Annotated in this window: 17 protein-coding genes; 9 read left to right on the top strand and 8 right to left on the bottom strand. The window is 44.9% G+C overall.

The annotated features are described in order from the left end of the window. Positions 1-175: 175 nt before the first annotated feature. Positions 176-1,270, top strand: coding sequence for a NapC/NirT family cytochrome c (locus NB504_RS16490; RefSeq protein ID WP_094126923.1), 1,095 nt, complete (start codon positions 176-178; stop codon positions 1,268-1,270). A 22-nt stretch (positions 1,271-1,292) separates the two neighbouring features. Continuing rightward, a complete protein-coding gene (locus tag NB504_RS16495; protein ID WP_258429340.1) occupies positions 1,293-3,740 on the top strand; it encodes a molybdopterin guanine dinucleotide-containing S/N-oxide reductase in 2,448 nt (815 codons plus the stop codon). Positions 3,741-3,809: 69 nt separating this feature from the next. Here NB504_RS16495 and NB504_RS16500 read toward each other — a convergent pair whose 3' ends face one another. Then, the gene (locus NB504_RS16500; RefSeq protein WP_017042471.1) at positions 3,810-5,270 is read right to left on the bottom strand and encodes a DEAD/DEAH box helicase; all 1,461 of its coding nucleotides are present in this window, start codon (positions 5,268-5,270) and stop codon (positions 3,810-3,812) included. Positions 5,271-5,544: 274 nt separating this feature from the next. Here NB504_RS16500 and NB504_RS16505 point away from each other — a divergent pair, with 274 nt between their 5' ends. From NB504_RS16505 to NB504_RS16515, 3 genes are all read left to right on the top strand, one after another. Beyond that, entirely contained in the window at positions 5,545-6,984 is a 1,440-nt protein-coding gene (locus NB504_RS16505; RefSeq protein ID WP_258429341.1) for a 6-phospho-beta-glucosidase, read from the top strand. Between the two features lie 107 nt (positions 6,985-7,091). Further along, entirely contained in the window at positions 7,092-8,096 is a 1,005-nt protein-coding gene (locus NB504_RS16510) for a LacI family DNA-binding transcriptional regulator (protein WP_258429342.1), read from the top strand. A 137-nt stretch (positions 8,097-8,233) separates the two neighbouring features. After that, on the top strand, positions 8,234-8,455 hold the full coding sequence (locus NB504_RS16515; RefSeq protein WP_010319365.1) for a hypothetical protein: 222 nt from the start codon (positions 8,234-8,236) through the stop codon (positions 8,453-8,455). Between the two features lie 131 nt (positions 8,456-8,586). Here the strand turns inward: NB504_RS16515 and NB504_RS16520 are convergent, their stop codons facing one another. Beyond that, positions 8,587-10,968, bottom strand: coding sequence for a glycosyl hydrolase 2 galactose-binding domain-containing protein (locus NB504_RS16520; RefSeq protein WP_258429343.1), 2,382 nt, complete (start codon positions 10,966-10,968; stop codon positions 8,587-8,589). A gap of 330 nt (positions 10,969-11,298) precedes the next feature. On the opposite strand from NB504_RS16520, the gene NB504_RS16525 reads away from it, so the two are divergent. Then, positions 11,299-11,637 carry a YggL family protein gene (locus NB504_RS16525; RefSeq protein ID WP_026028717.1) on the top strand — a complete coding sequence of 113 codons (339 nt, stop codon included), beginning with the start codon at positions 11,299-11,301 and terminating at the stop codon, positions 11,635-11,637. Between the two features lie 109 nt (positions 11,638-11,746). On the opposite strand, the gene NB504_RS16530 is transcribed toward NB504_RS16525, so the two are convergent. Beyond that, entirely contained in the window at positions 11,747-12,379 is a 633-nt protein-coding gene (locus NB504_RS16530; RefSeq protein ID WP_013856799.1) for a hypothetical protein, read from the bottom strand. A gap of 253 nt (positions 12,380-12,632) precedes the next feature. Here NB504_RS16530 and NB504_RS16535 point away from each other — a divergent pair, with 253 nt between their 5' ends. Continuing rightward, the gene (locus NB504_RS16535) at positions 12,633-13,835 is read left to right on the top strand and encodes an iron-containing alcohol dehydrogenase (protein WP_094126933.1); all 1,203 of its coding nucleotides are present in this window, start codon (positions 12,633-12,635) and stop codon (positions 13,833-13,835) included. A gap of 68 nt (positions 13,836-13,903) precedes the next feature. Here the strand turns inward: NB504_RS16535 and NB504_RS16540 are convergent, their stop codons facing one another. Genes NB504_RS16540 through NB504_RS16550 form a run of 3 tightly spaced genes read right to left on the bottom strand, consistent with a single transcriptional unit; the run spans position 13,904 to position 19,287 of the window. Then, the gene (locus NB504_RS16540) at positions 13,904-16,708 is read right to left on the bottom strand and encodes an Hsp70 family protein (RefSeq protein WP_258429345.1); all 2,805 of its coding nucleotides are present in this window, start codon (positions 16,706-16,708) and stop codon (positions 13,904-13,906) included. Positions 16,709-16,756: 48 nt separating this feature from the next. Further along, the gene (locus NB504_RS16545; protein WP_258429346.1) at positions 16,757-18,655 is read right to left on the bottom strand and encodes an Hsp70 family protein; all 1,899 of its coding nucleotides are present in this window, start codon (positions 18,653-18,655) and stop codon (positions 16,757-16,759) included. Beyond that, entirely contained in the window at positions 18,655-19,287 is a 633-nt protein-coding gene (locus tag NB504_RS16550) for a DUF2760 domain-containing protein (RefSeq protein WP_064625254.1), read from the bottom strand. The genes NB504_RS16545 and NB504_RS16550 overlap by 1 nt, the downstream gene beginning before the upstream one ends. A gap of 343 nt (positions 19,288-19,630) precedes the next feature. On the opposite strand from NB504_RS16550, the gene NB504_RS16555 reads away from it, so the two are divergent. Further along, entirely contained in the window at positions 19,631-21,154 is a 1,524-nt protein-coding gene (locus NB504_RS16555) for a sensor domain-containing diguanylate cyclase (protein WP_258429347.1), read from the top strand. A 94-nt stretch (positions 21,155-21,248) separates the two neighbouring features. Next, positions 21,249-21,779: a 3'-5' exonuclease gene (locus tag NB504_RS16560; protein WP_258429348.1), complete on the top strand. Its 531-nt coding sequence runs from the start codon at positions 21,249-21,251 to the stop codon at positions 21,777-21,779. 6 nt (positions 21,780-21,785) lie between these two features. Here the strand turns inward: NB504_RS16560 and NB504_RS16565 are convergent, their stop codons facing one another. Next, a complete protein-coding gene (locus tag NB504_RS16565) occupies positions 21,786-22,229 on the bottom strand; it encodes a TerB family tellurite resistance protein (protein WP_026027231.1) in 444 nt (147 codons plus the stop codon). Positions 22,230-22,313: 84 nt separating this feature from the next. Continuing rightward, positions 22,314-22,718, bottom strand: a complete 405-nt coding sequence (locus tag NB504_RS16570) for a hypothetical protein (RefSeq protein WP_013856808.1) — start codon at positions 22,716-22,718, stop codon at positions 22,314-22,316. Positions 22,719-22,916 lie beyond the last annotated feature (198 nt).

Here is a 22,916-nt window from a genome sequence, read left to right on the forward strand (position 1 = left end):
ATTTTATCAATTTATAGGAAAGGTGACATAGGTCACGCCTGTTCCTTGTCTAAATTGACTACTGTCAAGTTGACATCCCTCTTTGGGGGTATGATTTCCTTATGGAATACGATGCGCATCACATAAATGCAACGTGTTCTGTCAAAACCACATCCGTTGAGATTTGTGAGGAATAATGAATATTAAAAAAAGAATGATAGTGGGAGTTCTTGCTATTGGGGTGCTGCTCGGTTGGTTAAGCCTTGGAGGGACTCATGTCATCTTAGAAAAAACGTCGAGTACGGAATTTTGTCTCTCTTGTCATACTATGCAAGCACCCTTTCAGGAGTATCAAGGCTCGGTACACTTCAGCAATGCCAAAGGCATCCGTGCAGAATGTGCTGATTGCCATATACCCACTGATACTATGGATTATTTAGTCACTAAAATCAGGGCGTCCAAAGATATCTATCATGAGTTTATTACCAAGAAGATCAGCACACCTGAAAAGTATGAAGCGCATCGAGCCGAGATGGCTGAAACTGTCTGGGCGCAATTAAAAGCGAACGATTCTGCGACCTGTCGTTCATGTCACAGTGAAGATGCGATGGAGATTTACGACCAAACGGTGCAAGCACAAAAAATGCATCAGTACGGTATCGACAATAATCAAACCTGTATTGATTGCCATAAAGGTGTGGCGCACATGCTTCCTGAAGTCAAAATGGACAGCCAAGCATTAGCCCATTTAGTCGAAGAGGCTAAGTTAACCCCTGTGGGCACTTCTATTGTTTATGCGATGCAATCTACGTCCATTTCTGATTTCGGAACGATCAATCCAGCGACGCCGCTGAAAGTATTGAATGAAAGCGATGGCAAACGCACCGTTGAATTGAGTGGTTATCAGATGCAAGGTGCAGAACAAGTCTTGTATATGGGTGAAGGTAAGCGTGCTGTGATTGCTATGTTAACTGAAGCAGGGCAAAAAGCATTGAGCGTAAAAGAGTATAACGAAGATGCCTACGGAAATCAGTGGCGTCAAGTAACACTTGCCGGGGACATCGACACGCCAGTGTTGGGTAAAATGGATTCGCTTTGGGCATACGCTGAGCAATTGGACAATGTTTACTGTTCAACATGTCATGCCAAAATTCCGAGTAACCATTTTACGGTTAACGCGTGGCCTTCTGTGGCAAAAAGTATGGGGGACCGTACCTCTATTTCCGCAGAGGATCTAGAAATCCTCACGAAATATTTCCAATATAATGCGAAAGATGTTGTTGCCCAATAAAAAATGAAATAAGGATTCAGTGATGACTACTCTCACACGTCGAAGTTTTCTAAAAAGCGCTGGTGCAACTGCAGGTGCGGTCGCTATTTTTTCGGTTAAACCTATGCCAGTTCTCGCTTCCGCACCGCGAGGAGCTGGTGTACTGACTGCTGGGCGTTGGGGCGCTATGCTGGTTGAAGTTAAGGATGGGAAAATTATTTCCTCCAAGAATGCATTGCCGCAAACCGTACCCAATAGTCTACAAACCTCAGCGCCAGATCAAGTGCATACTCAAGCGCGGGTCAAATACCCGATGGTGCGTAAAGGTTTTCTAGCCAATCCCCATATGCCAGATGGTAAACGAGGAGACGATGAGTTCGTCCGCGTTAGTTGGGAAAAAGCGCTGCAATTAATCCATCAACAGCATGCTCGTATTCGCACTGCCTATGGAGCCGAGTCAATTTTTGCGGGCTCTTACGGCTGGCGATCCAGTGGGATTTTACATAAAGCCCAAACCCTACTGCAACGCTATATGAGTATGGCGGGAGGCTATTCGGGTCATTTAGGTGATTATTCTACGGGTGCGGCACAGGTCATCATGCCTTACGTTGTAGGCTCGATAGAAGTGTATGAACAACAAACAACTTACCCTGTTGTGCTTGAAAGTAGTGATGTTGTGGTACTTTGGGGGCTCAACCCTATTAATACACTGAAAATAGCATGGAGCAGTACCGACGGCGCGGGGCTTGAGTTTTTTAATCAACTCAAACATTCTAAAAAAACCATTATCGCTATCGATCCTATGCGTTCGGAAACCATCGAATTTTTTGGTGAAAACGCTCAGTGGATTGCACCGCATCCTGGTACTGACGTTGCGATGATGTTGGGGATCGCCCACTCATTAGTTGAAAAGGGCCAACATAACCTCGAATTTTTGAATAAATACACTGCTGGTTACGACAAATTTGAAGCTTATCTGCTAGGTCATTCTGATGGTACGCCAAAGACAGCACAATGGGCTGAGGCAATTTGTGGCGTTCCTGCCAAACAACTAGAGCTATTGGCTGATATTTTTAGCAAAAATAGAACTATGATCATGGCTGGTTGGGGAATCCAACGTCAGCAATATGGTGAACAAAAACACTGGATGCTTGTCACTCTGGCTGCAATGCTAGGGCAGATCGGTTTACCCGGTGGTGGGTTTGGCTTTTCATATCACTATTCCAATGGCGGTAACCCAACGCGAACTGCGGGTGTTTTACCTGCTATATCAGCGGCTATTGACGGTGGTTCATCTGCGGGTAATGATTGGGCCGTTTCTGGAGCAGTAAATAGTTTTCCTGTGGCTCGTATTGTAGAAGCGTTGGAAAACCCATCTGGTCAATATCAACACAACGGGCATGAGAAAACATTTCCTAACATCAAAATGATCTGGTGGGCGGGCGGTGCAAACTTTACTCATCACCAAGATACCAACCGTTTGATTAAAGCGTGGCAAAAGCCTGAACTCATCGTTATCTCTGAGCCTTATTGGACTGCGGCCGCAAAACACGCTGATATTGTACTGCCCATCACGACGTCATTTGAGCGTAATGATCTCACCATGACAGGGGATTATAGCAATCAACATTTAGTGCCGATGAAACAGGCAATTGAGCCTCAATTTGAAGCGCGAAATGATTTTGATGTATTTGCTGATATGGCGGAGCTGTTAAAACCGGGCGGACGTGCAGTGTATACGGAAAATAAATCCGAAATGGAATGGTTGGCTGGTTTCTATAAAGGAGCTCAAGCTATCGGTCGCCAGAATCGGATTGCAATGCCTAACTTCAGCTATTTTTGGAAACAAAATCAGCTCATTGAGATGAAATGGAACGAAGCGAACGCGAAGTTTGTGCGTTATTCCTCTTTCAGAGAGGATCCTATCCTGAACCCTCTTGGTACACCAAGTGGCAAGATTGAGATCTTCTCCAAAACCATCGAAGGCTTCAAATATAGCGATTGCCCGCCACATCCTATGTGGATGCCGCCAACGGAGTGGGTAGGGAATGCTCAAGCTGATGAACTGCAATTGATGACATCGCATGCGGCTCATCGTCTCCATAGCCAGTTAAACTATGCGGCACTACGCGAACAATATGCGATAGCAAACCGTGAACCGATCTGGATTCATCCAGAAGATGCAAAAGTTCGAGGGATCAAAGATGGCGATCTTGTCCGTGCTTATAATCAACGTGGCCAAGTCTTAGTTGGCGCGCTGATCACGGATGGAATTAAGCAAGGTTCGGTCTGTATTCATGAAGGGGCATGGCCTGATTTTGATAAGCCTCATGGTTTATGTAAAAACGGAGGATGCAACGTACTGACCGCTGACATACCTACTTCAAGGTTAGCCAATGGCTGTGCTGGTAACTCTTCAATTGTGAAAATAGAGAAATATACAGGAGAGCCACTTTCTCTAACCGCATTCACACCGCCCAAAGGCGCGTAAAAGCAAAAAGGCCACTAGATGAGAGTGGCCTTTACTTTTTAATCAGAGAGTCGTAGTCAGTGAGTAATATCAGCTCGCCGCGATTTTGTTTGTTCTACGAGGTCTATTTTGTCCAGCCGATCCGCTTCTCGTGGGTTGGTTTGCACTTGGTTTGTTGCTGTTTGAACGAGTGGAATTGGCCGCTTTCGGCTTTCTGTCATTAGTTTTGGTATTCGCGCTTATGCTGTGACCTTTTGCTACATCACCAGAGCGCTGTCCGTCATTATGTTCTGGTTTGTTCTTTTTCGGCTTTTTCGCTTTAATCGGTTGTAGCGAAGGAGATGCCGGTAATTTGTTCACTGGCGCAAAGCCTTCAACCTCAATTCGTTCTAGTAAATTTTGGGTAAGGCGCTCAATGGCAAACATGTCTTTTGCTTCATCGGCGCAGACCAAAGAGATCGCATTTCCTTCAGCGCCTGCACGGCCTGTACGGCCAATTCGGTGAACATAATCTTCAGGGACGTTAGGCAATTCAAAGTTTACCACTTGTGGTAATTGGTCAATATCAATGCCACGAGCGGCAATATCCGTTGCTACTAAAATGCGGATCTCACCACTTTTAAAATTGGCCAATGCCTTAGTACGTGCGCCTTGACTTTTATTGCCATGAATAGCGGCGGCGCTGATGCCACTGCCTTCAAGTTGTGCGGTTAAGCGATTAGCGCCGTGTTTAGTTCGTGTAAATACCAACGCTTGTTGCCAATTATTTTCTTTGATTAGTTGAATCAATAGTGCTGGTTTTTTCGCTTTATCTACAGGATGTACCCACTGTTTGACAGTTTTGGCGGTACTATTGCGTGGCGTAACCGAAATCTCGACTGGGTTGTTAACTAACCCTTTCGCAAGTTGGCGAATTTCATCAGAGAAAGTGGCCGAAAAGAGTAGGTTTTGACGTTTTGCTGGCAGCAGCGCAAGGATCTTTTTAATGTCACGAATAAAGCCCATGTCTAACATGCGATCCGCTTCGTCTAAGACCAAAATTTCTAATTGGTTAAATTTAATCGCATTTTGGTTGTATAAATCCAACAGTCGACCCGGTGTCGCGACCAAAATATCTACCCCACGACGCATTTTCATCATCTGTGGGTTAACTTTCACACCGCCGAAAATAACTTCAGAGCGTAATGGAAGATTTTGCCCGTAAGTTGCCACGTTGTCGGCAACTTGCGCGGCTAATTCACGTGTCGGCGTCAGAATTAATGCACGCACTTGGTTGGGGCCTACTTTTGGGCCTTTAACTAATAGATCCAAAATGGGCAGGGTAAATCCTGCGGTTTTCCCGGTACCTGTCTGGGCCGCTGCCATCACATCTTTGCCTTCAAGAACGGCTGGAATAGCTTGCGCCTGAATTGGCGATGGTGTTTCGTAACCTTGAGAAGCAACGGCTTTCAGGATGGCATGGGATAAACCCAGAGAGGCAAAACTCATTAAAATGTCTCGATATGTAAATAAGGAAGTGATCCGCATCACGTTGCGGAAAGGCGCAAGCATACAGTAGTCACAGCAAAAGTGCTACGGAATGTCTCTGTTTGCCACTTGTCAGTAACAAATAGTGCGTATTTTCTTCCGAGAACATTAGAATTATTAATTTAAATGTAACCGGTTTCCGAAACCGGTTACATTTTTAAGATAATCGTTTATGATGTCACGCAAAGTAGCAAAGCGATGATGTATTTCTATACAACGTGTCCACATGGCGTGAAATAGCATATTAGATCGACATAAGGGTACATTGAGTCAGCAAATGAAGACGAGGTAGATGACGATGGCAACGAACGGTTTTCCAAAAGATTTTTTATGGGGTGGGGCTGTAGCAGCACATCAAGTTGAAGGTGGATGGAACCAAGGTGAAAAAGGGGTCAGCATTGTCGATGTGCTCTCAAAAGGAGCGCATGAAGTACCTAGGGTGATGACCTCCGGTGTGGATGCAAATTATTTCTATCCTAATCATGAAGCCGTTGATTTTTATAGTCATTACAAAGGTGACATTGCACTTTTTGCTGAGATGGGTTTTAAATGTTTTAGAACCTCAATTGCTTGGACTCGTATTTTTCCACAAGGTGACGAAGTCTCGCCCAATGAAGCAGGGCTACAATTTTATGATGATCTTTTTGATGAATTGCTGAAATACGGCATTGAGCCAGTTATTACGCTTTCGCATTTTGAGATGCCATTCCACCTTGTACAACAATACGGGGGATGGGCAAATCGCAAGCTTGTGGATTTCTTCGTTAACTTTAGCCAAGTGGTGATGGAGCGTTATAAACAGAAAGTGAAATACTGGATTACCTTCAATGAGATCAATAACCAGCGAAATTGGGAATTCCCACTGTTTGGCTACTGTAACTCAGGGGTGATCTTCACTGAACATGACAACCCAGAGCAGGTGATGTACCAAGTCATGCATCACCAATTTATTGCCAGTGCTTTAGTGGTCGATCTCGGTCATAAGATCAACCCTCAATTTCAAATGGGTAGCATGATTCATATGATGCCGCTTTATCCCGCGTCGTGTCGTCCAGAAGATATGATCCGCTCTCAAGAAATGATGAGAGAGAAGTACTTGTTCAGCGATGTGCAAGTTCGTGGCTATTACCCAAGCTATATTTGGCGTGAATGGGAGCGAAAATCGATAACCGTTGATATGCTCGATGGTGATGAAGCGATACTGCGTAAGGGTTGTGCCGACTACCTTGCGATCAGCTATTACATGACGAATATTGTTTCTGATGATCGCAACGCTGAAGGCGAAACAACCAGTTTATTCAAACAAAGTCGCTTAAACCCTTATCTCACAGCGTCTGATTGGGGATGGCAAATTGACCCGGTAGGGCTTCGCTACGCGCTTTCTGAGTTGTATGAACGCTACCAGAAACCGATTTTTATTGTCGAAAATGGTTTTGGGGCGATCGATGAAGTCGATGAGCAAGGCGGCCAAGTGCAAGATGATTATCGGATTGAGTATTTACAAGCACATATACGAGAAGTGAAGAAGGCCATTGCTATAGACGGCGTTGATGTCATGGGCTACACCCCTTGGGGCTGCATCGATTGTGTGTCGTTCACCACTGGTGAATATAAAAAACGTTACGGTTTCATCTATGTAGACAAACACGATGATGGTTCTGGTTCAATGGCTCGCAGTAAAAAGAAAAGCTTTTACTGGTATCAGTCCGTGATCAAAACCAATGGCGAACAATTATAAACGTGGAATAACAATAATAATTGTTGATTGAGAGCGTTCATCCAGCTTAGGAAATTAGGTAAACTCCCTCGGCTTCCAAGAGTCGGGGGTTTTTATTAGGAGTCACCATGGCGACAATCAATGACGTTTGTAAAGCAGCGGGCGTATCTAAAGCCACCGTATCGCGCGTACTCAACCAAACTGGCCAAGTAAAAGCAAGTACGCGAGAAGCCGTTTTACAAGCCATGTCCACCTTGGGTTATCAACCTAATGTGTTGGCGCAAGCATTAGCCACAAACAGTGCAAATGCGATTGGGCTGATACTTCCTCAGTTTCAAGGGAGTTATTTTGGCAGCTTATTGCATCAAGCAGCACAAGGTGCCGAGCAAGCACGTAAGACCTTACTTGTCATGGACAGTCACGATAACGCGGCAGGCGAATTAGCAGCAGTGCGCTCATTGCTCACTCAGCGTTGTGACGCCATCATGCTTTACAGCCGCCATTTGTCGAATCATGAGCTGGCATCATTGCAATCTGATGTTTCAGTGCCACTGATTGTACTCAATCGAACCTTGGAAGAAGTCGGTTTGCATAGTTTTGGTTTTGAGCAGCATCAAGCCGCTTCTTTAGCGATTAATCACTTGCTTGAACTTGGCCATCGCCGCATTGCTTGCATCACTAGCCCTTTGGACAGTGATACAGGACAACAGCGATTTGCTGCTTACCAGTCAGGCTTGCAGCAGACTGGTATTAAGCTCGATCACACGCTCGTTGTTGAAGGTGATAATTCTATGCTGGCGGGTTATGTCGCGGTTCAACGGTTATTAGAACAACAGAGTGAGTTCAGCGCTATTTTTGCCTGTAACGATGATATGGCACTAGGAGCAATGCGCGCACTTTACGAACATGCCATTTTGGTACCTAATCAGGTCTCTGTGATGGGGATTGATGATGAGCCTGCGGCTGCGTATTCGGTGCCCAATCTCTCAACAATATCGCTTCCCATTGAGCAACTGACGAAGGACGCAGTAGCCTTGGCCCTACAATTGGCTGAAGGGAAGGGCTCGGATGATGCCAAGATACATCGCTATCTAGGTAAGCTGGTGCTTCGAGAATCAACGTGCGCACCTTAAGAGGCCTCGCAGATTAATGACTCATTGAAATAATGAGCATTTATTTTAATTAACTGTATAAATCCACAGTTAATTGCTTGACATTATGTCACTCTTTACTAAGCTGTATGTATGCACAGTGAAGTTGGAGGTGAAATATGTTGTGGGAAACGCTAGAACGAGTTAACCGCCTTCGCCAAGAAGCGTTAGCCAACCCAGACTTTGTCCAATCCGCGCAAGACCATGAAGAGACATTGAAGCAGGTCGAGCAATACTTTGAACCAACGAAACGACGCAAGGCAGCAAAACGTGCAAAAACCCTTGCAGATATTTATCAACAGACTGAATTTGGTGAAAACCCATCTGGTGTTCAACATTAGTCAGTGTTTGACATGAGCCAATGTTTAACATGCATTAGCAAAAATGGTTTAGCTTGCAAAGAGCTGCTTGATGCGCAGCTCTTTTTCGTTTCCTTCCTTAAGGCTGAGCGTTTGTCTTTATTCGGCTCAGTTCATTCAGCCAGTTGATAAATAGTACAGTTTAAGTGAGATTTATCGTCTGATCTAAAGGAGATTGTCCGCATTTGGTTGGGGAGCAAAAAGAAGCTGGAGTCAGAAAATTGTAGTACGTTGTCATGTTCTAGGTGAACGTAAAGTGCAGGTCGGTCAGTGGTCAAACAGAGACTGCCCGCACGATATTCACACAATATGCGGGCCGATTTTAAGGGCAAGCGTTTGGGTACATCCGGCAGCCAAAAATTATCCCGCTGGCCATCCGTACTGACAAAGTAGATCGCTCCTTTTTCTGGTGTGAAATCCTTTATTGTGTGTTGCCACACGATTTGGTTACTCTCTTGGGGCAGTCGTTCATTGATTGACCAATGCTTTCGCAATTCTCCTTCCCATCCAAACCAATATATGTCACCCACAAGGTATTGCTCACCGGGCGCATCATTAATGGCTCTCAGTGATAGGTGTTTCTCATCTTCAGAAAAACAGGCCAAAAGCGGGTTATAAAACCGTTTGGCGTGATAATGTAATTGCTTCCAGCGTCCAGAATACTCAATGCTTGACCAAGAGGCGACGGGCCAGTTGTCATTGAGTTGCCAATATAATATGCCACGGCAAATCGGTGAGGTTGCTCGCCACGCTTCGACAGCCGTTTTAATCGCCATGGCTTGCTGAACTTGGCTCAAATAAAGCATCTGCTGGAAGCCATTCGGGAAACGGAAATAGCGAGTAAACATTTCGGTGATGATGCTATTACCACGAGCATTCTTTTGGTGATGTTCAAAATGAGGCGCACTGATATTCCAGTCGCTTGCTGGGATAATCTGCTTCACTTCACTAAATGAAGGCCAAGACTGATAACCGAATTCTGAACAAAATCGTGGGGATATTGAATGGTAAGCGTCAAAAGATTTACCTGAATGCCACACATCCCAAAAATGCATGTCACCTTTATTATCATCATGCCAAGCGTCACCAAAATCTAATTCACCATTGCAAGGTGAGCTTGCCCAAAAACGGCGACTTGGATCTTGTTCATTGACGAGGATTTCTAAAAAACGATTGATTCGGTCGTAATTGACTAGGTATTTTTCACGGTTTTCTCGAGATTCTGGATACCAAGTTAATGAACCAATCACCTCATTATCACCACACCAAATGGCAAGGCAAGCATGGTGCTTCAAACGTTGTATTTGTTGTGTGACTTCTTGCTTTACCTCTTCTAAGAAACTCGGTGTTGAAGGGTATTGTGCGCAGGAAAACATCAGATCTTGCCAGACTAATAATCCGAGTTGGTCGCAAAGTTGATAGAAATGATCGTGTTCATAATCACCCCCTCCCCACACACGAATCATATTCATGTGAGCTTCTTGTGCGGCTCGTAACAGCTGTTGATAACGGGAAAAATTGACTTTGCTTGGCATGGCGTCCATTGGTATCCAATTCGCGCCCTTCACTGATATCGAGACCTCATTCACGATAAAGGTCATTTCACTGCCGATGGAATCTTGCTCAGTGCGCAACGTGAGACGTCTTAAGCCAACTTGGCGGCTGATCTGCTGCTGTGCCATGGCAATAGACAGTGTGTATAAATAAGGGTCACCGTAACCGTTTGGCCACCAGAGATGTGGATGGTGGACATCAATATCCACACTGCTTTGGTTGCAAAAAGCCTCACTATCGATCGTAATAGTTTGATCGCCAAAAGTAAGTGTGATGGGTGTGGAGAGCGATTCGCTATGCCGTATTCTTACGTGCAGCGTAACGTGTGTTAAAGCATGCCAAACTTGTTCAATATCCACACCCAGCAGTGAATATTCTTGTACCGTTTTTAATTGCATTGGTGCAAAAATACCACAAACAGCAAGGCATATACCCCAATCCCAACCACTGTGGCATTGAGGTTTTCGCACTGTGTTCATGTGAGGAAGTTGATTATTCCCTTGCGCCCACGGAATGGGAAAGGGCAGCTCATCGGCTCTTTGCTTGGCTACCGAAGCGGCAGGTTCAAATCGCCATTCAAAATGATTTACACCAATTTGCAGATAAGGGCGAATATTAACGGTATAGGTTTGAAAAGCATTATGGCACTGTAAAACCTTCTGTCCGTTGATCCATAGATCAGCAAACGTATCGACCTTATTCAGCTCCAGTAAGTGGTTTGGGCACTGAAGGTCTGCCGCATTTAAAGTGATCGCTTTTGTTAATACCCAATGACATAAACCAGCCCACTGAACCTGAGACTCATTGGATGCATAATAGGGATGAGGGATCAAACCCGCTTGCAGTAATGCATGATACTGGTCACCGGGCAGTGTCATCGCGATTTGGATATCGGGATACTCGGGTGAGCTCAATCGCCATTCACCGTTTAAATCAAACATAAATCCACCTCAAAAAATACGATTTACAAGGGCTAAATGAGCTGATTTAACCATGCACTATGAAATAAAAATGTGCATGGGTGGCAGGCTCAAAAGTTGTGCGAAGTTTTTAGATTAAGTTGCGAAGCAGTCAATAATTATGATTTTCTTGACTTTAATTTGACGTCACTAAGCTTGACGAGCGGCTTGTTTTAACTTGTTTTGCCTTGGCACATCTTGAAACAATTTGTTGTGAAAGTGTCCGCTTGTGGCGGTTTATATAAAGAATCATTTTGGAAATGGTGCTGAAAGGTGTATAAATGCCGCATTCAAACAGAGAGAGAAAATATGATGAAAATCGACAAGCTAGAAAATAAAAACCGCCGTATCCGTAAGAAACTGTTTTTAGGTGAATTTGCGATCCTCGGTTTTGAAGTTAGCTGTACAACGTCTATCAAAGACTTTGAACAATACGATCTCTTCGTTGATGAGTTTATTGATTACGTTGATAACATCGGTCTTTGTTTCGGTGGTGGTGGATTAGAGATTTTTGACGGCTTTGTGTGCGCAGCCGATCGCTACCGTTCAGCAACAGAAGAAGATAAAGCGTTGGTTGTAAAATGGTTAGAAAATCGTGCTGAAGTGAGCAAAGTTGTTGCTGGTGAATTAGTGGATGCCAATTACGCTTAATTGCTCTTCTATTCTACGTTATTCAGCCAGTGCTTTTCCTTTGCGATGTCTGACAAAAAAGCCGGAGTGAAACCACTCTGGCTTTTTTATTACGCTAAATTTTATTACGTTAAAAATCAGCATGTTTAACAAAGTAAGGATTGTTGAATTTATTGGCGTGACCAACAATCGAAACCACTAAACGGTTCCATAGCGCTTTATCAAAAGGTTCTTTAGGAATGGCAGGATAAAGTGTTTCGACCTCTTCTCTGGCAAAGGCCATAAACTCTTTCTTTTTCCTCTTGTTATACTCTTGGGCGACATTATTGTAGTTGCGGATCCACTCTTTCTTAAAGCGAAGCAAGGCGGGCTCGGCTTTTTCTAAAGGTAGCCGAGAGAGATAAACGCGCTTATACGAGATTTTGCGATCAATCATCGTTCGCATACTGGTTTGAATGTAGGTACCGTGCTGCGTAATGGAAATATCGCTCTCATCAAACAGATTCACACACCAGCCCTTAGGCCAAAAGTCAGCCTGTTTATACTGATTATTTCTAGCGGTTAATACTTGATGAAGCACTAAATCAGAAGTGCCTTTAAAGGTTTGCTGCCATGTGGCTATGCGAATTTGCAATGAACCAGGCAAGCGATAGACATTGGTAAACTTATCTTCGTTCATGACTTCTACAGTAATTGGTTGAATAAAATACAATTTTTGAATGCCATTTGAGTGCAGGGAATGCACCTCAAAGACGAAAGCCAAACGACGTGTCGATTATTTTATGACACATAAAATTATGTGCAGAGTACTCAGCTAATGATTTCAATTATAAGTATAAAAAGTGAGCGAGGTGGATTTTACAAGGTTTGCACTAAAATGCGAGCTTAAGTTGGCGTTAAATCTAATAATAAACAGCGATTACTTGTCTTATCTTGCAAAATTTGACTTTCTAGGTAGAGATAACTCGTTGTATTGCCTAGTCTAGTTAATAGAACTTCACAACTCGAGACCAATCATGGAGATCAAGTACCAGCAGTGGCAGCATAAGCTATACATGAAAGTGCTCAAATTGGCCGCAGCGATTCTGCCCATCTCCAAGCCAACCTTGTTTATTGGTAAAGAATCGTTCAAGCAACTCTGTTATTCGGTTTCTTTGATGGGTATTGAACGCGTGCTTGTCGTAACAGACCAAGGCATTGAAAAGCTTGGTTATGTAAAAAAACTAACCTTTGAGTTTGAGCGCGTTGGTGTCAGTTGTGTGGTGTTTAACCATGTATTGCCTGATCCTACTTATGATCAAGTTGAAGCCGGCCTCCATCAGTACCGATTGGAGAAGTGCCAAGGCGTTGTCGCTATTGGTGGCGGCTCTTCAATCGATTGTGCAAAAGTGATCGCCGCTTGTGCTACTAACCGCAAGTCGATCAAACGTTTAGTGGGGTTGTTAAAAGTATGGAAAACACCTGCGCCGCTGTTTGTGATCCCAACCACGGCAGGAACGGGCTCTGAAGTGACCGTCATTGCGGTGGTTTCTGACCCTCAAACTCAGCAAAAAACACCGATTACTGACCCGAAACTTGTGCCACTTATTGCAGCGTTAGATCCGATGCTGATGATGGCCTTGCCTACTCATATTACTGCGCAAACGGGGTTGGATGCACTCACGCATGCAGTGGAAGCCTTTATATCACGTAATGCCACGCCAGAGACTGATCGCTATGCCATCGCTGCGGTTAAACTGATCCACGATAACTTGGAAAAAGCGGCGTTCTTTGGCCAAAATTTGACGGCGAGACAAAACATGGCTCTGGCCTCTTATTACGCTGGACTTGCTTTTACCAAAGCCAGTTTAGGGTATACACATGCCATCGCCCATGCGGTTGGGGCGAAATACCATTTCCCGCATGGCTTAGCGAATGCGGTTGTGTTGCCACATGTATTGGAATACTCCAAAGAGGCGGCGAAAGATAAGCTGGCTAAACTGGCTGACGTACTCAAAATAACCGATCCACATTTGACCGATTCAATGAAAGCGGACGCCTTCATTGGGTATGTGAAAGAGCTCAATCACACACTGCATATCCCTAAACAGTTACAGGGGGTGATGCCAGAGCATATTCCAGAATTGGCCAAACAAGCTTTTCGTGAAGCGTTTTGGAATTATCCTGCGCCAAAATACATGCAGCAAACGGATTGTGAAGCGATTTTTAGGAAATTGTAATCTACATTCAGCGTTATCTTTGACCGCTCTCGTCATCATAGCAACGAGAGTGGTCAAATTAGGTCGATTCATTTTTTAAGCAGTATCAACCCACTTGGCAGAGTATCACCAAAGACACGTTTGGATTCTGTGTCAGACAGGTCATGCACTTCATTCACCAAAGTAAACCAAGTTTCTGGAACCTTACTTTGCTTTATCTTGGCTAAAACGAGCTGACGAACATCATCGCTAATATCAAAAAGACGATCTCCTGTCTTGCGGCACATCATTACCGCGGCAAAGGCAATCATCGGTTCTTTTTGCCAGTTTTGATCAAGCAACTTCGGTAACCATTGTTCCACTTGCGCTCTTGGGATCACTGAATGTTGACTACCATACAGTAGCGTCCGAGAGGCTAACCGCCCAACGGCCCACCAGTGTGCTTGTTCACATTGAGTTTGATTAATCGCTTTGTTCAAAAACCACGTTGCAAGTAATACTTTATCTTCCACTTCTAGATGTTCCAGCGAAGCGGCAAGCCGTACCATGGCTTCGTACCCTTTGTCGTGCGCTTCTTGAGCTGATTTTGGATTTTTGATTGCGCTAGGGTGAAGATACTTAGCGATATCCGCTAGAATCGTTTCTTGTTGCTCTTGACTCAGTCCGCCAGCCACACGCCGCCAAAATACCCACCAATCGCTCCAGCCTTGATGATTTTGGAATTGAATACCTTGTTGATACAGATTCCACATCTGTTCCATACGCCAAGGATCAGTTGGATCGCCAAATCCTGGTCGCAGGGCAAATCCAGCCAGACGCAACCAGTTTTTCTCGTGTTGCTCTGAGCGACGTCGACGTTTACGGCCTTGAGAAAATGCATCAAAGAGCGGTCGTAGCGTGGTGAAATCCCATTCATCACGTGGCCCTAAAAGCTTATCTAAATCTTTGCCAAGCGTTTTTATGGCTTGGTTATCAGAGGCTTTTTTATTGCCACTATAAAGGTGTGTGATGAGCGAAATCGCCTCTGACAAGCGAGGATGACGTTGGATTTCACTGTCTGACTCACTGTGCTTGCGAACTTCAAACTCAAGTTGCCATCGGTTTTTTTCGTCCTCAACACTGACACATTCAATCTTGAGCGTGCCGACTTCCGTTAATTGACAAGCCAGTTGAACTTCTACTCGTTGCTTTTGGTTAGCATGCAATAGAGCATCATCATTTCCTTTTAACGCTGTTATATAGGGAGGCAGTGGCGTAAAAAGTTCATGTTCAACGGTCGATAACAGCCCATTTTGAACGCGGCGATCAGCAAACATATCATGGGTTGAGGTCAGGATGTTGAAGCGTACTGGTTCACCTAACGTCAGTGAAAATCGGCGGCTGGTCAAGCGTATCTCTTGTCCTTCTTCGGTGCCTTTAGCCAAGACACACAGAGCATGTCCCGCACTGTTTTTTTCAGGCAGGTGTAAAAAATAAGAGCGTGCCGATCCGCCGCCGATTTTAAGCTGTGCACCTTGGCGAGCTTTACCATACGCGACAGCACCGAGTGCGACTGCCCAATCAGGGTGAGGATTATCAAGCAGGGTGATCGGCGAACCTCGCCAATCGGTCAATAATTGAGTGATGCGCTTTGTGATAAGCTCACTATTAAATACGCCGCCATTAAGTAGTAATCCAACTGGAATGGCCGTTGCGTTTGACTCTTGTTTGAGCGCAAGGCGAGAAACGGCTTGGTGTTCAGCTAAAAATTCAGCAATGTGTTTACTCACGGCAGGGTCGGCTGCGTAGGGCAAACCAAATTCCACCACTGCACTGCGGCGTTTATTTGGACGTTCTTGTACCGAGCAAAGTGGGAAAAAGCCTTCCAGTGCAATGTCATGCACCTCTTGTTTCGTCAGGGAAATGCTTTTTGCTGCGCCTAATAGCTTTGAACCACTGCCAAGGAGCGTAATTTTTAGCTGCTCTGGGGCTTGGTTTGATAAGAGTTGCTCTTTGACTTGGCGAGTTTGCTGAATTAGTTTGCTCAAACTGGCGGCGGTTAATTTTTTCGAACCGTCAAAGCGTTGCTCAGCTAGATGAGCTAATGCTAAATCAAGGTTGTCACCTCCGAGCATTAAGTGCTCGCCCACGCCAATTCGGTCAAGAGAAAGTTGGCTGTCTGCGCTGTGTTTCGCTTCAATTAAACTGAGGTCTGTCGTACCTCCGCCCACATCACAAACCAAGATCAAAGGGAGTGACTGTAGTTGCTGTGAGGCACAATGGCGGTGACGTGCGTACCAGTCATAGCAAACGGCTTGTGGCTCTTCAAGTAGTACAATTGAGCTTAAGCCAGCCAGCGTTGCAGCTTCGATGGTGAGCTTACGAGCCGTTTCATCAAATGATGCCGGTACGGTGATAATGACATTTTGATCTTCAAGTCGATGACTTGGATGACGGTAGTTCCATGCTTGCCGGATGTGATTGAGATAACTGGCGCTGGCAATCACAGGGGAAACTTTCGCTACATCGTGAGCGCCTGCCCACGGTAAGATGGCTTGCTTGCGATCAACCCCTTGGTGGGAGAGCCAACTTTTCGCGCTGGATACTTGTCGCCCTTCTACTTTTGCACCTAAATCTCTTGCCCATTGGCCAATAATTACCTCTTTGCTATCGCCCATAACCGGTTCAATTTGCCAAGGGAGCGATAGGGCATCAGATGCGATCTGCCCGTCGGCTGGGTGATAACGAAATGACGGAAGGAGTGGTTTTCGAACCACTTCACCTGGGCCAATTAATTGGTCGACCTCAAAAAGATGCACGGGTGAGTCTTCTAACGATTCGGTGATTTCACAAAATGCCACCACAGTATTGGTGGTGCCTAAATCGATACCGACGAGAAAGCGAGGAGAAGACATGGAGGCTCCTGAATTTCAAAAACGGCATCCGAAGATGCCGTGTGGGGATTATTGAGTGACTTGAGGATCTTCACGCACATCGAACTCAACGTGCCATGTTTGGCCGTTGTCGGTCGCAATGGCTTCTAAGTGAAGTGTCCCGAGTTCTGTGATCGTTGAGGCTAAGTGAACCGGAACGACTTCGCCTTGTCGACGTCCTTCAGAAACAGGCAAGGTGACGTGGATCTCGGGCAGCTCTACAAGTTCTTCTGGAGCCCAATAATCTAAGTGCATGCCAGCTTCGTCATCGCGGCGTATTGTTGAACCAAAGAATTGAAAATGTACAGGCTCACCAATGACCAATCCAAACTCTTGGCTTGGTACGCGGACACTGGTTCCTTCTTCCATGCCAAATGGGGCGACGCACAAGGCTTCCATCGGCGGTGTGATCCCCGGAATGGCAGGCATAGCACTTTCAATACCGACGTAATAACTCGAGGCTATACCACCGCGAATACGCACACCTTGTCCACGACGAACTGCGCCGTAATACGCTGCGCCGCAGGCGACGGCTAAATCAAGGTCTAAGCCTGTTAAGCGCTTCATCTGTGGTGCTCCCACAGTGCTCAACCAAGCATTAATAGTGCTGAGAAGACGGTTTGCTAATAAATCGGATTTTAACACGCCACCGTTTAGTAAGATGGCGGTCGGTTTGATAAAATCCATCTCTGGAGCTTCGCCCATACCGGGCATGCCAGCAAATGGGTTATCATTCAGAGCGGATTTTTCTAGAGCGGATATTTCACCACCCATTGCATGGGCTTGTTTTGCCAAGAACGCGGCGATATGGCGGGTAATTCCAGCGTCTTGCGCGTAGGGAAGGCCCATTTGCGTTAATGCGCCACGTGCTTTTTGTACGGGATGATCTGTGATATTCACTTGTGGGAAAAAACCATCGACCAAGGTTTGTTGCACTTCTTGTTGAGTCAATTCGGTTTTAAGCGTTGTACCGAGCAGTTTTGAACCGCGACTTGGTACCACAATCGGTACGGAATGTAGGGCACTGTCATTCAGAAGCGCCTCTTTAGCATCTCGGCAAGCGTGCGTCATCGCTTGTACTTGCCAAGGGGCTAATTCTTTACCTTCTTGCGCCAATTTCATTTTTAAACGGTAAGCAAGGGCAAGGTCCATGTTGTCGCCGCCGAGTAAGATGTGCTCACCAACCGCAATCCGATTGAGCGTTAAGTTACCAGCGTCTTCAGTCACTTCCACTAAGGATAAATCAGTGGTTCCCCCACCAATATCAACCACCAGAACAATGTCACCCACCTTGACTTCATCGCGCCACGCATCGTGGCTATTATCTATCCAACTGTATAAAGCCGCTTGTGGCTCTTCAAGCAGCGTTAATTGCTCAAAACCAACGTTGCGTGCTGCTTCAGCGGTTAAATCTCGGGCGGCTGGATCAAATGAAGCGGGTACTGTTAACGTGACATCTTGTGTGGCTAAGGGGAAGTCAGGGTGAGCGTGATCCCAAGCGCTTTTTAAATGCTCTAGATAGCACTCAGTGGCTTTTAATGGCGAGATCTTTTCCACTTCATCGCTGCTACCCACGGGTAAAAATGCATCACGTCGATTGATGCCACCATGACATAGCCATGATTTGGCACTGGCGACTAAACGAATCGGTGTCTTACTACCAAGGTTGCGCGCAATGGCACCGACTAAAGCTTTTGGCTCGGCCGACCAAGGCAAAACACGTGCGGCAGGGCTCATCTCATGTTCATGAGGCTGGTATAAAAACGAGCCTAATTGATGGCGGCTTTCAACCGTACCGGGCGCGGTAAGTTGAGGGATGCTCATTACTGAAACGCGAGCGTTTTCATCCTGTGTATCAACATAAGAGAGCACGCAATGTGTTGTGCCTAAGTCAATACCAATACTAAATTTTGGCGCTGTCTGTTCCATTACAATTCAACCTCGGCAGGTGCGATGATTGAAGCATCATACTGTTCAGCCAATTTAGGCAAAGTGATAGCTGTTGCTTTCCAGCCTTTATGGACTAAGGTGCCATTAAAGGGTGCTGAACCCGTCACATTACCCGTTAAGCGAACTTCTTGCGGGTTGAAACCGGCTTCAATGGTAATTCGGCTCTCTTCATCTTCGCCGCGAATAGGCGTGAGCTGAATGTAATCTTGTAGGACTTTTTTACCACCGGCGTGGATCACGCGCGCCGCAGCTCCAACTTCCTCATCTGAAAAAGCGGTGACATCTTCATTTAAGAAGTCAATCAGACGAGCTTCTTGCTGCATTAACGACAACAGTTGTAGGGCGGAATCGGTTGGCGCTGTCGCTAATTTAGATTCGACTTCAACTACGCGCTCAATCACTTTTTCTACTTCTACGATTTTTTCGACTTCAACAATCGTTTCAACCGGCTTTTCGACTTCGACAATTTTCTCGACAGGTTTTTCAACAACTTTCTCAACGACTTTTGATTTGCGTGATACCGCAATGAGAAGTAGCAAAAGGCTTGATGCACTGAGCCCAGCATGCAGCATATCAAAGGTGGTAGGGATCATATTTAAATCGAAGTTCATCACAATTCTCTTTACACAATGAAGTAGGCGTGGGAATTCTCGTGAGCCTACGGTGAATAGACTTAAAAATAGGGGCGCAGCTTACCATATTCAAGGCGAATACAGGATAGAAAGTCCGCATCATCACGTTTAAGCTAAAGCGATTGCTTGCGTTTTGAGCAGTATCAATCATTAATTCTCTATTCTGGTTCAACTTTAAGATTAATTGGTTAATAAATTGGTGACTGGCTATTGATTTACCTACTTTTATAAGAGTAATTTGAGTCCTGAGTCCTGAGTCCTGAGTCCTGAGTCCTGAGTCCTGAGTCCTGAGTCCTGAGTCCTGAGCCACGGAGAGGCTGTTATGTTAGAGAGCGACAAAAAGGTGATCTACCCTTTATGTATTTCAATTATTACCTTAATGATGACAGCGTCAGTCATCTCATTACTCTACATTAATCAAAAGAATCATATTGTCATGTTGTTTGATAGCCACGCTGAACATCAAGCAAGCATATTAGACACGTTGGTTGGAAATGATGTCAGTTTTATTGGTTCGGCTGCCAATTTTTTGCATGCTACCGAGGGGGGTAATGTGCAAGGATTTGACGTTTTTGCCCATGGGGTTATGTCAACATCCTACAGCCTTATCGGTTTGCAATGGTTAGCGAAAGTAACGAAAGATGATGCTGACGAATTTGTAACATTAATGAGGGATCGTTTGCCTCAATTTGAGTTATTTACAGTACCTAAAGCGGGTCAAAAGGTGATTGGATTTTCTGAAGAGAATGAACAACCCGTTTATGTTCTGAGTGATATTTATCCTCAAACCAAAAGTAACCTTGAATTGCTCGGTTTCTATTCGCTACGCCCTCGCTTTCAAAGAATTGCTGCACATATTGAGAGTACGGGGCTACCAGCTATATCCGATAAGGTCCGCCTATTGCAAGATGGCATAGAAGCACACCACAAAAAGGATGGATTATTGGTATATCATCCCGTTTTTAACTACAACAAACAGGAAATGATTGGTGTGGTAGTGGGTGTTATTCGACTCTCTACTTATTTTGATGGATTGGTGAGCCGCACGGCATCCGATCATCGATTGTATATGAAAGTAACCGATCTCGGATTTGATGCCGAAGATGATCCGATTCTATTCCAAAGCCCAGATTGGGATTCAATCAAAGGCATCGAAATAGAGAAACGCTTATCTCTGCCTAACCGTGATTGGAAAATTGATTTTAAGTTCTCAGAACCAATAGCGAGCAACATACAGTGGATTTTAGTGGCGCTCAGCGTCGGTGGTTTAATTATTTCGATCTTGTTAGGTTATGTTGTCTATTTGTTGATGAGAGAAAAACTTCATCTTAGCGAGATGCTAGAAGAACGTACTGAAGAACTGCGCTTTTTAGCGGACCACGATAGTTTGACTGGGTTGTATAACCGACGTGCATTCGGACGTTTACTGCAAGAGAACGTCTTACAGAAAAAAGCTTTTTCGTTGGTAATGTTTGATGTCGATGATTTTAAACTGATTAATGACAACCATAGTCACATTGCAGGCGATGAGATGCTAATACATATCACAACGGTTATTTCACGTCATATGGGAAATAATGATGTTTTAGCTCGGTTAAGTGGGGACGAATTTTGCATTATTTGTGAATTGTCAGAACTTCAACCTTTGCAGTGTTATCTAGAAACGTTACGAGCGGCCGTTGAATCAACCGGATATGAGTTCATGGATGAGGTGCTGTATTGCACGCTCAGTATTGGGGCGGCGATTAATCATACTTATGATCAAGAGTCTTTATTACATTTGGCAGACAGCAAGTTATACGAAAGCAAAGAAAATGGTCGCAACCGAGTTTCAATCGCCCAATAACTGTCCGAACGAAAGGGCGAGAGTCGAGTTTTTGAGAGGAGTCGAGTAAGATAGCGTTCTTTGACCACTTATATTTAAAGGATACGCCTGAACAATGAACTATAACCGAGTTGTCTGCTTCGATTTAGAAATGTGCTGCTGGAATGAAAATGGGGTTGGGACAACGGGTGAAATCATTGAAGTGGGTTTAGCTGAAATTGATGTACAGTTGGGCACGATTGTGAAGCGTGCTCAATATTATGTCAGGCCAGAGCAAGACGAAATTTCGCTGTTTTGTAGTGAGTTAACCGGGATAACTCCGCGTAAAATTGAAAAACAGGGGCGACCACTTGCAGGTGTCGTTCAATCAATGGTCAAGAATTTTGGCGGCCCAAACAAGATTTATGTTTCGTGGGGGCGTGATGACCAAATTTTAGCTAAAGAGTGTGAGCAGAAGGGGATCGTTATGCCTTTTAGCGAGTTCATCAACCTAGCAACGCTCTACCGTATTCAGCAGAGAATGAAAGAAAAACGTATTGGTCACCGCGCCGCACAAGAAGCGCAAGGCATTGACTGGGAAGGGCGACAGCACTCCGCTTATGTTGATGCCTACAACCTTGCGAAATTGGCGTTAACGATGTTGTAATCCGCTCTATTTTTGAGCGGAAAGTTTAGCGCGGATAAATTCACTGTGGTCGACATACAATAATTCTGCCGCTTTGCGGATCACCGCCTCTTCGAGTGGGTCTATCTCACCGTCCGCGTGCGCTACTTGCCACATCGCCTTGATAAGTTCATATCGCGTATCTTGCGAGAGCTCGCGTAATTGTGAAGTGAAATCATACAATGAAGCTGACTGTTTGACGCTTTGTTCTGCCCGAATGAGCAGTTCCGTGGTTTCTGTATCATCTAACGCTAATAGTCGTTTAACTAATTGAAACTTAGCGTCATTTTCTCGTGTGTCAATTTGATGATCGGCTCCTGCCACTTCTCTGAGCAAACAAGCAATCGCTAGGTTGGGGTTAGTGTTGGAACGCTGGCCTAAATCTTCTCCGTCCAAGAGTTGCTTGAATAGCGATGTAATGGCATTAAACATAAAAAAACCTACTGAAAATTTCGAGTCATTATTGTTTAAATAGTGGCGTATTGAGCAAAACACAAGTCAGAATAAAGTGAGATTCTAAATATCATGAGATTCATCTTCATCGTTCTCGTGATAAAAATCATTCGGATCTTGAGGGACGCTAGGGTCTTCTAGTATTTCAATGACTTCTGAACTTGAGTATTCATGCCCCATCAGGAAAAGCGCTAACATGGCATCGGCTTTGGATTTATTGTCCGCTTTTTCTAGCAAAATTTCTTCAAAGCGTCGCCGTATCATGGCAATCTCATGTTCAACAAAACCGCGACCTTCTTCCTCTCCTTCACCTTCCTCGGGCGCATTATCAAACTCCAGAAACAGAAAATGGCCGTCCAATTGTGTGTCAATAAGACGTTCAGGCAACCAAGCCTCACCCATCACCAATTCTGGATCGGTGTTATCGGGTAGTGAATCGAGTATGTGTTTCAGTTCAGATGCTTTCACAGTTTTATCGTTTCAGTAATCATGTCGCTATTGTAGCGGCGATTTTCTTATAAACATAAGAAATCCTGATCCGATTACCCAATTTTAAATCGCTTAATCATACAAACGATGGCAAAACATACCGGAATCGAGGAGGAAGCGAATAAATGCTCGCCGTTTGTGAAAGGATAACTGATTGCAGGCGCGTTGATTATGCTA

The sequence above is a fragment of the Vibrio sp. RM-69-4 genome (assembly GCF_024743775.1).
Lineage (GTDB): Bacteria > Pseudomonadota > Gammaproteobacteria > Enterobacterales > Vibrionaceae > Vibrio > Vibrio anguillarum.

Excerpts from the sequence above, each read along its gene's own strand:
- NB504_RS16490 (WP_094126923.1), top strand. The coding sequence starts at position 176 with ATGAATATTAAAAAAAGAATGATAGTGGGAGTTCTTGCTATTGGGGTG.
- NB504_RS16495 (WP_258429340.1), top strand. The coding sequence starts at position 1,293 with ATGACTACTCTCACACGTCGAAGTTTTCTAAAAAGCGCTGGTGCAACT.
- NB504_RS16500 (WP_017042471.1), bottom strand. The coding sequence starts at position 5,270 with ATGCTTGCGCCTTTCCGCAACGTGATGCGGATCACTTCCTTATTTACA.
- NB504_RS16505 (WP_258429341.1), top strand. The coding sequence starts at position 5,545 with ATGGCAACGAACGGTTTTCCAAAAGATTTTTTATGGGGTGGGGCTGTA.
- NB504_RS16510 (WP_258429342.1), top strand. The coding sequence starts at position 7,092 with ATGGCGACAATCAATGACGTTTGTAAAGCAGCGGGCGTATCTAAAGCC.
- NB504_RS16515 (WP_010319365.1), top strand. The coding sequence starts at position 8,234 with ATGTTGTGGGAAACGCTAGAACGAGTTAACCGCCTTCGCCAAGAAGCG.
- NB504_RS16520 (WP_258429343.1), bottom strand. The coding sequence starts at position 10,968 with ATGTTTGATTTAAACGGTGAATGGCGATTGAGCTCACCCGAGTATCCC.
- NB504_RS16525 (WP_026028717.1), top strand. The coding sequence starts at position 11,299 with ATGAAAATCGACAAGCTAGAAAATAAAAACCGCCGTATCCGTAAGAAA.
- NB504_RS16535 (WP_094126933.1), top strand. The coding sequence starts at position 12,633 with ATGGAGATCAAGTACCAGCAGTGGCAGCATAAGCTATACATGAAAGTG.
- NB504_RS16540 (WP_258429345.1), bottom strand. The coding sequence starts at position 16,708 with ATGTCTTCTCCTCGCTTTCTCGTCGGTATCGATTTAGGCACCACCAAT.
- NB504_RS16545 (WP_258429346.1), bottom strand. The coding sequence starts at position 18,655 with ATGGAACAGACAGCGCCAAAATTTAGTATTGGTATTGACTTAGGCACA.
- NB504_RS16550 (WP_064625254.1), bottom strand. The coding sequence starts at position 19,287 with ATGAACTTCGATTTAAATATGATCCCTACCACCTTTGATATGCTGCAT.
- NB504_RS16555 (WP_258429347.1), top strand. The coding sequence starts at position 19,631 with ATGTTAGAGAGCGACAAAAAGGTGATCTACCCTTTATGTATTTCAATT.
- NB504_RS16560 (WP_258429348.1), top strand. The coding sequence starts at position 21,249 with ATGAACTATAACCGAGTTGTCTGCTTCGATTTAGAAATGTGCTGCTGG.
- NB504_RS16565 (WP_026027231.1), bottom strand. The coding sequence starts at position 22,229 with ATGTTTAATGCCATTACATCGCTATTCAAGCAACTCTTGGACGGAGAA.